Source organism: Aquimarina rhabdastrellae, from assembly GCA_947387485.1.
GTDB lineage: Bacteria > Bacteroidota > Bacteroidia > Flavobacteriales > Flavobacteriaceae > Aquimarina.
The window spans coordinates 64137-76106 of record CANDNT010000009.1; the positions used below are offsets into that span (position 1 = coordinate 64137).

An 11970-nucleotide genomic window follows, 5' to 3' on the forward strand; every position below is an offset into this window, starting at 1 on the left:
GATGTAACGTCTCTACAACTATACTGTCATATAATATAAATCGAATTAATCAAAAAAATAGACATGACAGCACATGAAATAGATTATCAAATATATGGAGAAGAGATGCAATATGTTGAGATCGAATTAGATCCTCAAGAAGGTGTTATTGCCGAAGCAGGAGGTTTTATGATGATGGATGATGGTATCCAGATGGATACTATTTTTGGAGATGGATCTCAAAAAGATAAAGGATTAATGGGTAAACTTTTTGGAGCCGGTAAACGTTTGCTTACTGGCGAGAGTTTATTTATGACTGCTTTTCATAATCAATGGCATGATAAACGAAGAGTGAGTTTTGCATCACCATATCCTGGAAAAATAATACCATTAGATTTAACAGAATACGGAGAGAAATTTATTTGTCAAAAGGATGCTTTTTTATGCGCAGCCAAAGGTGTTTCTATAGGAATAGAATTTTCTAGAAAATTAGGAAGAGGACTTTTTGGAGGTGAAGGTTTTATTATGCAAAAACTTGAAGGTGATGGGATGGCATTTGTACATGCAGGAGGAACAACAGCCAAGAAAATCTTACAACCAGGAGAAAAACTTAAAGTTGATACAGGATGTATCATAGGGTTTTCAAAAGATGTCAATTATGATATTGAGTTTGTAGGAGGTATTAAGAATACCATTTTTGGAGGAGAAGGATTATTCTTTGCGACACTAACAGGGCCAGGAATTGTATATATTCAATCTTTACCTTTTAGTAGGTTAGCAAACAGGGTTTTAGCGTTAGCTCCTAGAGGCGGAGGTTCTAGTAAAGGAGAAGGAAGTATTCTTGGAGGAATCGGAGACTTATTAGATGGAGATAATAATTTTTAATAGGTGTTAAATATGAGTTAATGACATATAAAAAGCATTTTTTTTTGTATATTTATATGTCGGAATACAAAACTTTATGCCTATTATTTACAACTACTTATTTTTTAAACCAAACCCCAATTTCAAATATATATGGCAAGAGCAATGTTTGAATACACTAAAACTGTACTTAGGAAAGTAAGTTTTGATGTTAATTTGTTCAGTAAAGAAATCCAAAAAGCAATTAAGAGATTACTACCTCACGAAATCGAAGAATTGAAGATTTGGGTGAAATCCTTAACTGAGCAACAACCAGAATTACAACCTTGTTTAATTTACTTAAAATAAAAAGAGAGCGACTTATAGTCGCTCTCTTTGTTTTTATGCTAATCTCCTAATCTTAATTATTTAGAAATAGGACTGATTATTTTTACATTATGAAAAGCTATAGCTCCTTTTACTACTCCCATTATAGAATTTTTTAAAGCATCTATAATTTGCATTTTTAATTCGCTCTTATGATAAATTAAACTTACTTCTCTAGCTGGAGTTGGCTCATTGAAATGACGTAAATTTTGATTTTCTGAAGCTTTAATGTCTAATGTATGTAAATAAGGTAATAATGTCATACCTAATCCTTCATTAGATAATTTGATAAGTGTTTCAAAACTACCGCTTTCTAATTGAAAATGATCTTCTTCGTAACTTTTTTGTGTTTTACACAAATTAATGATACCATCCCTAAAACAGTGACCATCTTCTAATAAAAGCATATCATCTATATCAAGATCACTAACATCTATTTTTGTATTATTATGTAAACGATGATTTTGCGGAATATAGCCTACAAAAGGTTCATAATATAAAACACGCTCTTTTATATTGTCATTTTCTAAAGGTGTTGCCGCTATAGCAGCATCAAGATGACCATCATTAAGTCGTTCTATTATAGCTTCTGTATGTAATTCTTCTATTTTTAGCTTAACCTTTGGATATTTTTTGATGAAATTATTTAAAAACATAGGTAATAGTGTAGGCATTACCGTAGGAATTACTCCTAATTTGAATTCACCACCTATGTATCCTTTTTGCTGATCTACTATATCTTGAATACGTTCACTCTCATTAACAATATTTCTAGCTTGCTGGACTAGCTTTTTTCCAACTTCTGTTAATTCTATAGGTTTTTTACTGCGATCAAAAATTTGTATGTCTAATTCGTCTTCTAATTTCTGAATTTGCATACTAAGAGTAGGTTGTGTAACAAAGGTTTTTTCGGCTGCTTTGGTAAAATTTTGATGCTCTGCAACAGCAAGAACATACTTAAGCTGAGTAATGGTCATATGATGTTTTTTTGCAAAAACAAAGATATTAAAAGCTATTAATAAAACTTATGAGATGTGTGTTAAAAAATTCGTTTTCTCTATTATGTCGATAGGGTATATACTATTATAATTGTTGATTTTATAAGTTAGATAGCTATTAAAATAATAGCCATTATTTTAATAGCTACATATAGGCTATAGCTTAAAAAGATATTCTATAACTAATATTAGGGATAACAATAGCTTCTTTATATGCAGTTGGTTTATTTTCTATAAGATTAAAACGATGACCTAAATATTCTTTATGACCATTAACATTGAGCATTTTTAAGGATATTCTATGGTTGATTTTTTTCTTATACCAAGCATAGTTAATTGTTAAATAGGTGAATAAAGAGGGATCGATCTGTTCTGTAAAAGGAGTGTTTTCGTTGAATATAACATCTTGTTCTCTTGCAGAAGCTTCTTCATCTATAAGAGAATGTCTATTACCTCCTTGATAGCTTACTCTTAAATTAAGACCTAGTAAATTTTCTTTTCTTTTTCCTAATCTAAATTCTTTACCTATGAGAAAATTAAAAAGAAAATTTTTATTAAATCGTGTGTTATACCATTCGTTAGTATCTGTCTTATATTCTGAATTAAATAATGAAGCAGAGATAAGGTAATAGAAACCACGATTTAAATATTGTTCAAGAGTAAGATCAATACCATAATTTCTACCTTTTCCAGAATTTATAAAAGTTCGATTTTCAAAAAAATCATATTGTAAATTGGATAGAGAAACAGTACTTCCTTTGATAGACGGGATATCATATAGATATTGAAAATAAGGTTCGATTTTTAAATGTGTTTTTTTACTTAAATCTAAATCATAAGCCAAAACGAAATGATGTGATTTAGAAATATCTAAATTTTTATTGGCTTTTGTAGAAGGAGCATCAGTGGTATTAGACAAATAAATATTTAACGGCTCAAGTCTACTATGTAACCCATATCCAAATTGTAAACTGCTTGTTTGATTCACAGCGTATTTAATACCTATACGAGGCTCTATAGTGAAATCATTATTTAAAGTGAAGAATTGTGAGTTGATTCCTATATTAAATTTCCAATTATTATGCGTGATAGATGAATTACTATAAGCAGATAATAAAGTACTGAAACCTTTTTCATCAACTAATGTTTCAAGTTCGTTATCTGTGGATCTATTCTCTTTAAATAATGAATTGTAATGAATTCCTCTTATAGAAAAACCAGTTCTATTTACATGATTTTTATTAAACCTTTTATTTATAAAAGATTTTAAAGTGATATAATAATTATCATTATTTATTTTATTTTCAGGTGTTAATAAGGCATTGTTATCAAGTTGTTTAGTTTCCATTTCTATTCCATTTCCAGAAATAGCTAAAGTCGAGTTTATATAAATATCATTTTTAAATAAATACCTATGATTTAATCCTAAGGCTGCCATATATTGAGAAATATCTTGTTCTTGTAGATCATTGATAAACTCCTGCTTAGTTATATCAACTTCTGCTATATTTCCAGAAGTATCCAATAAGCCTATTCCCCATAGCGAAAATGTACCGATTTTTTTTGTTGGAAATTTGAACTTAAAAGATAAGTCTTGATAATCAGTTCCTTTTCTGTTATCAGGTAAAAGTGAAGAAATGAGTTCTAATGTTGAATATCTATAGTTAAATAAATATGAAGCATTTGTTTTTTTATTCAAAGGACCTTCAGATGCTATATCAATTCCAATAGCACCAACTTCTACAGTATGTTCAAAGTCAGTATTATTTCCATTTCTCATTCTAATATCGAATACACCAGAAAGTGCATTATTATATTCGGCAGGGAATGCACCAGTATAAAAATCTGAATTGGCTAACAAATTACTACTTAATGCTGTCAATCCACCACCACCAAAAGCTCCTAAATCAGCAAAGTGATTGGGATTTGGAATTTCAATTCCTTCTAATTTCCATTGTAAAGATTTTGGAGCATTTCCTCGAATGACAATGGCATTATTACCTATACCACTTGAAACTCCTGGAAAAGAGGCTGCTAATCGAGCAGGATCATTAAAACCTCCAGCATATCTATTAGCTTCTTCTACACTTAACATTCTAGAGCTTACGGTAGCCATAATGTTAATAGGTTTATTTTTGATGACTTTAGGTTTAATAACTACTACATCAAGAGCATTAGAGTTTTCAACTAATTCAAAAATTAGCTCGACTGTTTTTGCAGGTGTTAATACTATTTCTGGTTTGATAATAGAAGTATAGCCTAAAAAAGAAACCTCTATATCATACCTACCAATAGGAATGTTCTCTAATAAGAAAGAACCTTGTTTATCTGTGATGGTACCTTTTGAAGGTTTTAATCCTAAGATGACAATATTAGCATATGGTAGTGGCTTTTGTGTAACGGCATCTACAACCTTACCTTTTATAGACTGCGTTAATCCTTGAGCAAAAGAATAATGAGAAAAGTATAGGATACTAAAAATGATGAGGATTTTAAGCTTCATAATTTAAGGTTTTGAGTTTTAAAATGGTTTAACTTGTGGTTTTATTTATTGTTTAAGTATTGTCAAATTTTTAATTTTTAAGGAATGATCCGTATAGATGTGAAAACAACTATTCGTGGTAATTAAAGAATATGGCGATCTAACTAAAAAAATAAATTATAGAGCTAATTTGAAGTAAAAAGAAGTGTTATGAAATAAGATTCTAACCAACTTTAGTATTAATGAAATGAAGTTTAGAATTTAAAGATTAAGCAAGATCGACTTAAATATAAATGCTTGTTTTTTTAGGAAACGAACAGTGTAGAATATAGAATAAAAATACGTTCTAGAGTACTGTGAATAATATGCTACAGTATAAGTTTCTTGATTGATAGGTAAGAAGAATTGTTAAGTAATCAAATAAAAAAGAAATGTTTAAAAGGATATCATTGATCTAACCATTTTCTAAATTCAGCTGAGCGAATTCTACTAATTAGTAACTCTTTATCTAAAGAAGGTTTTAGAAATACTTTCAAACGACTGTTAAAATATTTATTAATAGATTCAATAGCGTCTATATGAGTAATACAGTTTCGTGTTATACGAAAAAAATATTTAGGGTCAAGTTCTTGTTCTAAGGTTGATAAATTATTATCAATTAGTTTTCTTTCTCCATTTTTTAAAACAGCAAAAGTGACAGTTTCTTCAGAAAAGAAATAAGCAATATCATGAATGTTTAAAAAAGAAATCTTTTCTCCTTTTTGTATAGAAATGCGATGGCGAAAACTAGTAGGGTGGAAGGTAGTCACTAACTTTTGTAAATCTATATTAAACTTATTATATGTTGTTAAGCGTTGAAATTTATCAATAGCATTTAATAAAAGTGAGGCATTTACGGGTTTTAATAAATAGCCAATTCCGTTTTCTTGAAAAGCTTGAATGGCATAATGGTCATAGGCAGTTGTAAATATAATAGGAGTTTCGATGGTAAGGTGTTTAAAAATTTCAAAACATAAACCATCTGATAATTGAATATCCATGAAGATTAAATCAGGTGTATTCTTTTTGAGCCATGTAATAGATTGGTTGACAGAAGTAGCTTCGCCTATAATATTAAAATTAGGTAAATGTTTAGCAATTTCTGATCTTAAATGATTTCTAGAAAGTTCTTCATCTTCAACTATAAAAACATTCATAATAGAGGGATTTTGACTATAAAGTGATTATCGGTTTGAGTAATAGTTACTTCGGCATTTTTATCTAAAATGCGATACCTTTTTATGATACTATCTAAACCTATTTTATGATTTTTTTGAACTAATATTTTAGGATTTAGATTGTTAGATACTTCTATCTGTGTATCGTTTGATTTAATTGAAATTGATAGAGGAGTTTGAGTATCTACAATATTGTGTTTTACAGCATTCTCTATGAGTAACTGAAGCGTCATAGGAATAATACTTTTTTTTAGAGATGTATTTTTAATAGAAATGTCTATCTGTAAACCTCCTTGAAATCTTGTATTCAAGATATCGATAAAACTTTGAATAAAAGAATACTCTTCAGCCAAGCTAACGATATCTTTTTGATCTTGAAAAAGTACATATCTATATATATCAGATAATTTTTGAATAAACTCGACAGCTTTATTTTGATCAATTTGAGTAAGTGCTGTTAAAATATTAAGGCTGTTAAATAAAAAATGGGGGTTAATTTGATTTTTTAATTGAATGTATTTTAATATTAAGTTTTCTTGTTGAAGAGCTTCGAGATCTAGCTTTTTTTGTTTGCTAATCTTGTGTTGGTAATGAGTTTCTAAAATAGTGAGTGTAAAAACACCTGTGAGTAATGCCATTACAAAGGTATCACCAAAAAGGCTTATATGATTTTTTAAATTAAAATCTCCGTGATAGTTCTGAGTCATTAAAATGACACTACCCATTATGATAACCAGAAATGAAGTTATGATACCAATATAAATCAATTCAAGTAAAAACTTAAGGATCATTTTTTCAAAAAAATGTTTATTTAAAAATCTAACACCCCAATAAATAAGTATAATGTTTATAAGTAATACAGGAAGATTGAAAATAAAATCTTTTATTAAAATTTCATAAATATCACCATCATTTTCTAGAAGTAGTAACCTAAGATAAAGTATCAAAATAAAATAAAGAAAAACACCCACTATAGGAACTATCCAATTCTTTATTTTTTTTAGTAGAAAATGAAAATTAATATTCATTAGTTTTTGATTTATTCTAGCTATCATAAAACTGCTCAGCAATGATAGATACAAAATTTTTATTAAAAAATAATTTCGATGTCTTAAAAGTTAACTTCACACATTTACTGAAATTGTTTAGTATAGAAATAACTAAATATTAGCTCCTGAAATAAAAATAACAAGATTAAAGTAAGAATCTTCTTTGTATAAAAAGTTGATTAAATAATGAACTTAAGAATTAAATTGATGAATTTTAGAATTTAAAGAATAAGTTTTAGTTCAAGAATAATCGTAATAGAAGGTATTATTAAGTGACTCTGTAAAGTATAAAAAAGTAGGAGTGTTTAAGTAAAGATTAAGTTTTATAATATGTAAAGTCTCATAAAATAGAGTTAAAGGTCTGTTAAATGAATTATTGTATTTATTATAGATTTTATTGTAATCTTCTGTATATCATAAGATTGTTTTTGTTTTGGTGAAAAAATATAATTGTGATATGTATAACTTTGTGATATGGATCACGATCTATTGTGTTTGAATTGAAGATCTTAGCCGTCCTTTTGATCAAACCTTCAATTATATGAAACAAATTACTCTTTTATTTTTAATGGGCTTACTATTTAATCAGGCTATCGGTCAACGCACAGCTGATTTAAATAAAAATAGGCGATATGATGAAATTTCTTGGCTAGTAAATCACAATGCATTTCAAAATCCAGAAATCAATGCAACAGATTTAGGACCAGGAGGAAAAAACCAACAACATGATATTCGCACACAGTTGAATAATGGAGTGAGAAGTTTTATGATTGACTTACAATATGGTAGAGTTACAAATCTTTTTAAAGGAAAATTTTTACGATTAGGACATGGGCCAGGTGGATATTTTCATTGGATGGAAATGTGCGATTTTCTTAAATATGTTAAAGATTTTCTAGATGCAAACCGCAATGAAATCATCACATTACACATGCAAATAGATGGAGGTGTTACAACCAATCATATAAAAGACGCGTTTAAAGGTAAAGGTAATAGATGTAATTCTAGAGCAGATATTGATCATTATTTATATACACAAACTAGTCCTAATCAATTATGGCCTAGACTTAATGAGATGATAGCTAGTAATAAACGATTAGTAGTATTATCTGAGCGAAATTTTGGTTCAAGTGCACCTTCATGGTTACATTATGAGTTTAGCTACACAAGACAAAATGATTTTTCTGCAAGTCAAGTAAATGATTTAAAACAGACACATCGCTATTTAATTAATGGTAATCCTGGAAGAGGAGATACAAGATCATCTTTATTAACGATTAATAATTTTGCAACAGATGCTCCTTTAGGATATGGAGATGGTAATAAGAGTGCCCATGCAAACGGATATAGTTTAATGCATGAAAAACTAAGAGAAAGTTGGTTTTCTTTTTCAAAAAGACCATCAATGGCAGTAGATTTTTATGAAAGAAACAATTTTTCTTCAATGAGTGTAATGAAAGATGCAAACAGATGGAATGAAGTGAGAGGAAGATTTAAATTTTCAAACGGAGCTAATTTTACTGGATTTGTATTTACAAATAGTAATTTTAATGGTGAAAATCCTTGGAATATTAGAGGAGCAAAAACACAAGCAAGATTACATTATTCATTTCCTGCAAGATTAGGAGAATCTAGAGTAATTACTTTTTCTCATCCAAACTATAATTTTTCTCCTTCTCAAATTAATTTAGCAGCATATGATGGAAATCAGAAATTGACATTTACTAGAGATATTATAGTAACTCCTAAGACAACAAAATCAGCGACGACTTCTTATGAGATTTCTAATAAAGGAGAAGATGAAATAAGAATCTATCGTAAAGCAATTAATAATTTTGAAATTACAATGTCTGGAAAACCTATTAATAATGGAGAAATTGACATTTATGATATTAACAGTAAGCTCATTGGTACAGTGAGGGTAAACCCAAGTACAAACGAAACTTCAATGCGTATCTCGGTTCCTAGTAGAGGAATATATTTTGTAAAAGGACAACTCAATGGTAAACCTTTTACTAAGAAGATACAAAATTGACTATAACCCCCATTAAAGATAAAGCTCGATGATATTTTAGTCATCGAGCTTTACTGTTTTTTAATACTAACATTACATTCTAATAGTTAAGGCTAAATCTTCTTTGGCTACGACAAATTTGGCATCTTCCCATACAGGAGGACCATAACTCATATTATTATTAGATACGCCATAACTTTCTTTAGGCATACCATTAGGCTCAAAATCCATACGTTTGTTTCCGTTTGCATCATAAAAACAAGAGATTGCGTATTCACCTTGAGGAATATCTTTGAATATTACAGTAGCAATACCATCTTTAATAATGCTACTTTCAGCTTTTATAGGACCAGCTTTCATAAAAGTATCTTGAGTGTAAAGACCAAAAAAGACATCTCCATTACTACCAGGAACATTAGGAACAGTTACTGTAATTTTAATTCCTTGTGTTGTAGTAGTTTTTTGAGCATGTGTAAAAAAACTGATAAAAAATGAAACGAGAAGGAAAGCAATAGTTTTCATAAGTGGATGATTTTATAGTTTGTTTTATATTTCAAATGTCTATAAAACAGCTGATGAACTATAAAAAGGAATACCCAATTGTAAAAACTAATGGATGAAATGTAAGATATAGTTCTTATAATAATCCTCGAGCTTTAATTTCTAAATATTTATTGATAGTATTTACTGTTAAATCTTCTGGACTGGTAAGAATAGTTTGTATACCGTGTTTTTGTAAAGTAGTAGCCATTACTTTTTTATCATAGGCAAATTGTTGCGCTATAGTTTGATCATAAATAGTTTCTAGATTTTCTGCTTTAGTATTAATTAGAGCATGTAATTCTGTATTTTCAAAAAAGATAACAACCAAAAGATGTTTTTTTGCTAATGCCTGTAGGTATGGTAATTGTCTTTTTAAAGCAGAGATATGTTCAAAGTTGGTAAAAAGTAATAATAAACTTCGCTGTGTGATTTGTCTTTTTGTATGAGCATATAGCATCCCAAAATCAGCATCCAAAAAATTAGTTTTGATATTGTATAAAGTTTCAGAAATAGTATGGATATGCGTTTTTTTTCCGCTTGACGGCAAAAAGTTTTGTATTGTATTAGAAAAAGTAAGCATACCTACTTTGTCATGTTTTTTTAGAGCAATATTAGAAAATGCTAGTGTACTGTTGATCGCATAATCTAATAAACTTAACTCTTTAAAGGGCATTTTCATAACTCTACTAGCGTCAATTATAGCATAGATGGGCTGTGATTTTTCATCTTGATATTGATTAACCATTAGATTACCATGCTTTGCAGTAGCTTTCCAGTTTACAGTTCTTATATCATCACCTTGTACATACTCTTTAATTTGTTCGAACTCCATGGTATGTCCGATTCGGCGTATTTTTTTTAATCCAAATTGAGTTAAACGATTGTCAATAGCAAGAAAATCATATTTTTTCATTTGAATAAAAGATGGATACACCTTAACCATTGCAGCTTTATCAAAACTGTAGCGACGTTTTATCAATCCTATTTTTGACGAAGCATAGATATGTAAACTACCAAAATGATATTCACCACGAGAAACTGGACGTAGTAAATATTCAAAGTCAAAAGCTTGTTGTGGAGATAGTATACATTTTTTTAGAAAATCTCTTTTTTGAAACTGAATAGGAATCTCATCAATGATCTCTGCGTATATCATAAAATTATACGCATTATAGATGCGTATAGGTATAGCATTTTCATCACTATTAGAAAACTTATCAGGTAATAACCGATTTGCTTTTATTCCATTTTTTGCATTATATATAATGATGAGTTCAAATAAGGTGATTAAGCCTAGTGCTAATAGAGCTAACCATGCAACAATATATAATGGTCTAATCCAGTTTGAAAATAAAAAACAAACAGAGATAATGGATAAGGCGTAAAAGAATCGACTGCCTAGATATAGAGATTTGATGAATTGTATCAAAATTAACGTGGGATTTCTACTGATTGTAAAATCATATCAATAACATTTTCTGTAGTCAGACCTTCCATTTCTCGCTCTGGAGTAAGTATAACACGGTGACGTAAAACAGGGAATACTGCTTTTTTGATATCTTCTGGAATTACAAAATCACGTCCTTGTATCGCAGCAAAAGCTTTTGAAGCATTCATAATAGCAATAGAAGCTCTAGGAGATCCACCTAAATATAAATGAGGATGTGTACGTGTTTTGGTTACAATTTCGGCTATATAAGCAAGAATCTTTTTCTCTATAATGACTTCTTGAGTTTTAACTTTATATTCCAAAAGTTTTTCTGGAGTCAATACCGTCTCTATTAACTCTTGAGGAGTTTTGGATTTGCGATCATGATGTGTTTCAAGAATGGAGATCTCTTCTTCAAAAGATGGATAACCCACATTGATTTTAAATAAAAAACGATCTAATTGAGCTTCTGGCAAAGCATAAGTTCCTTCTTGTTCTACTGGATTTTGAGTAGCCAATACCATAAAAGGAGGTTGCATTTCATAACGAATACCATCGATAGTTACTTGACGTTCTTCCATTACTTCAAAAAGCGCAGCTTGCGTTTTGGCAGGAGCACGGTTGATTTCGTCAATCAATACCATATTAGAAAAAATAGGCCCTTTTTTAAACTCAAATTCGCTAGATTTCATATTTAATACAGAAGTACCTAATACATCACTTGGCATTAAATCTGGAGTAAATTGAATTCTATTAAAATGGGTTTGTAAAGTTTTGGCAAAGAGTTTTGCTGTAACTGTTTTTGCTATTCCTGGTACTCCTTCAATTAATACATGTCCATTTGATAATAATGCAACAATTAGTAATTCAACAAACTCTTGTTGTCCTACAATAACCTTGGCCAACTCGGCTTTAAGGTTAGTAACTGCTTGATGTAACTCTGTTAAGTCGATACGATTTTCAAAATTAATCGAATCATTTGTAGAGGTATCTGTATGTTGTATTTCTTCGTTTTCCATATATGATGTT

10 protein-coding genes are annotated in these 11970 nt (G+C 29.4%); 3 read left to right on the plus strand and 7 right to left on the minus strand.

The features are described from left to right. The first annotated feature begins 63 nt into the window (after window positions 1–63). Together ACYEKI_RS13865 and ACYEKI_RS13870 are read left to right on the plus strand one after the other, a co-directional pair. Complete coding sequence (locus ACYEKI_RS13865) at window positions 64–864, plus strand: TIGR00266 family protein (RefSeq protein ID WP_459211799.1); 801 nt, start codon at window positions 64–66, stop codon at window positions 862–864. A 132-nt stretch (window positions 865–996) separates the two neighbouring features. Next, entirely contained in the window at window positions 997–1191 is a 195-nt protein-coding gene (locus ACYEKI_RS13870; RefSeq protein ID WP_459211800.1) for a hypothetical protein, read from the plus strand. Between the two features lie 56 nt (window positions 1192–1247). Here the strand turns inward: ACYEKI_RS13870 and ACYEKI_RS13875 are convergent, their stop codons facing one another. The 4 genes from ACYEKI_RS13875 to ACYEKI_RS13890 all read right to left on the minus strand — a co-directional run bounded on the left by ACYEKI_RS13875 (window position 1248) and on the right by ACYEKI_RS13890 (window position 6697). Beyond that, window positions 1248–2186, minus strand: coding sequence for a LysR substrate-binding domain-containing protein (locus ACYEKI_RS13875; RefSeq protein ID WP_459211801.1), 939 nt, complete (start codon window positions 2184–2186; stop codon window positions 1248–1250). Between the two features lie 184 nt (window positions 2187–2370). After that, entirely contained in the window at window positions 2371–4710 is a 2340-nt protein-coding gene (locus ACYEKI_RS13880) for a TonB-dependent receptor (protein ID WP_459211802.1), read from the minus strand. Window positions 4711–5135: 425 nt separating this feature from the next. After that, the gene (locus ACYEKI_RS13885; protein ID WP_459211803.1) at window positions 5136–5885 is read right to left on the minus strand and encodes a LytR/AlgR family response regulator transcription factor; all 750 of its coding nucleotides are present in this window, start codon (window positions 5883–5885) and stop codon (window positions 5136–5138) included. Beyond that, entirely contained in the window at window positions 5882–6697 is an 816-nt protein-coding gene (locus ACYEKI_RS13890) for a sensor histidine kinase (RefSeq protein ID WP_459211804.1), read from the minus strand. Before ACYEKI_RS13890 ends, ACYEKI_RS13885 begins: the two co-directional genes overlap by 4 nt. Window positions 6698–7496: 799 nt before the next feature. On the opposite strand from ACYEKI_RS13890, the gene ACYEKI_RS13895 reads away from it, so the two are divergent. After that, entirely contained in the window at window positions 7497–8990 is a 1494-nt protein-coding gene (locus ACYEKI_RS13895) for a hypothetical protein (RefSeq protein WP_459211805.1), read from the plus strand. Between the two features lie 72 nt (window positions 8991–9062). Here ACYEKI_RS13895 and ACYEKI_RS13900 read toward each other — a convergent pair whose 3' ends face one another. The 3 genes from ACYEKI_RS13900 to ACYEKI_RS13910 form a co-directional block, all read right to left on the minus strand. After that, window positions 9063–9491 carry a DUF2141 domain-containing protein gene (locus ACYEKI_RS13900; RefSeq protein WP_459211806.1) on the minus strand — a complete coding sequence of 143 codons (429 nt, stop codon included), beginning with the start codon at window positions 9489–9491 and terminating at the stop codon, window positions 9063–9065. Window positions 9492–9606: 115 nt separating this feature from the next. Then, on the minus strand, window positions 9607–10938 hold the full coding sequence (locus ACYEKI_RS13905; RefSeq protein WP_459211888.1) for a DUF58 domain-containing protein: 1332 nt from the start codon (window positions 10936–10938) through the stop codon (window positions 9607–9609). A gap of 5 nt (window positions 10939–10943) precedes the next feature. Next, entirely contained in the window at window positions 10944–11960 is a 1017-nt protein-coding gene (locus ACYEKI_RS13910) for an AAA family ATPase (protein ID WP_459211807.1), read from the minus strand. Window positions 11961–11970 lie beyond the last annotated feature (10 nt).

Bases quoted from the DNA above. Each gene is read 5' to 3' on its own strand.
- ACYEKI_RS13865 (WP_459211799.1), top strand. From the start codon at position 64: ATGACAGCACATGAAATAGATTATCAAATATATGGAGAAGAGATGCAA.
- ACYEKI_RS13910 (WP_459211807.1), bottom strand. From the start codon at position 11,960: ATGGAAAACGAAGAAATACAACATACAGATACCTCTACAAATGATTCG.
- ACYEKI_RS13875 (WP_459211801.1), bottom strand. From the start codon at position 2,186: ATGACCATTACTCAGCTTAAGTATGTTCTTGCTGTTGCAGAGCATCAA.
- ACYEKI_RS13890 (WP_459211804.1), bottom strand. From the start codon at position 6,697: ATGATCCTTAAGTTTTTACTTGAATTGATTTATATTGGTATCATAACT.
- ACYEKI_RS13895 (WP_459211805.1), top strand. From the start codon at position 7,497: ATGAAACAAATTACTCTTTTATTTTTAATGGGCTTACTATTTAATCAG.
- ACYEKI_RS13880 (WP_459211802.1), bottom strand. From the start codon at position 4,710: ATGAAGCTTAAAATCCTCATCATTTTTAGTATCCTATACTTTTCTCAT.
- ACYEKI_RS13885 (WP_459211803.1), bottom strand. From the start codon at position 5,885: ATGAATGTTTTTATAGTTGAAGATGAAGAACTTTCTAGAAATCATTTA.
- ACYEKI_RS13900 (WP_459211806.1), bottom strand. From the start codon at position 9,491: ATGAAAACTATTGCTTTCCTTCTCGTTTCATTTTTTATCAGTTTTTTT.
- ACYEKI_RS13870 (WP_459211800.1), top strand. From the start codon at position 997: ATGGCAAGAGCAATGTTTGAATACACTAAAACTGTACTTAGGAAAGTA.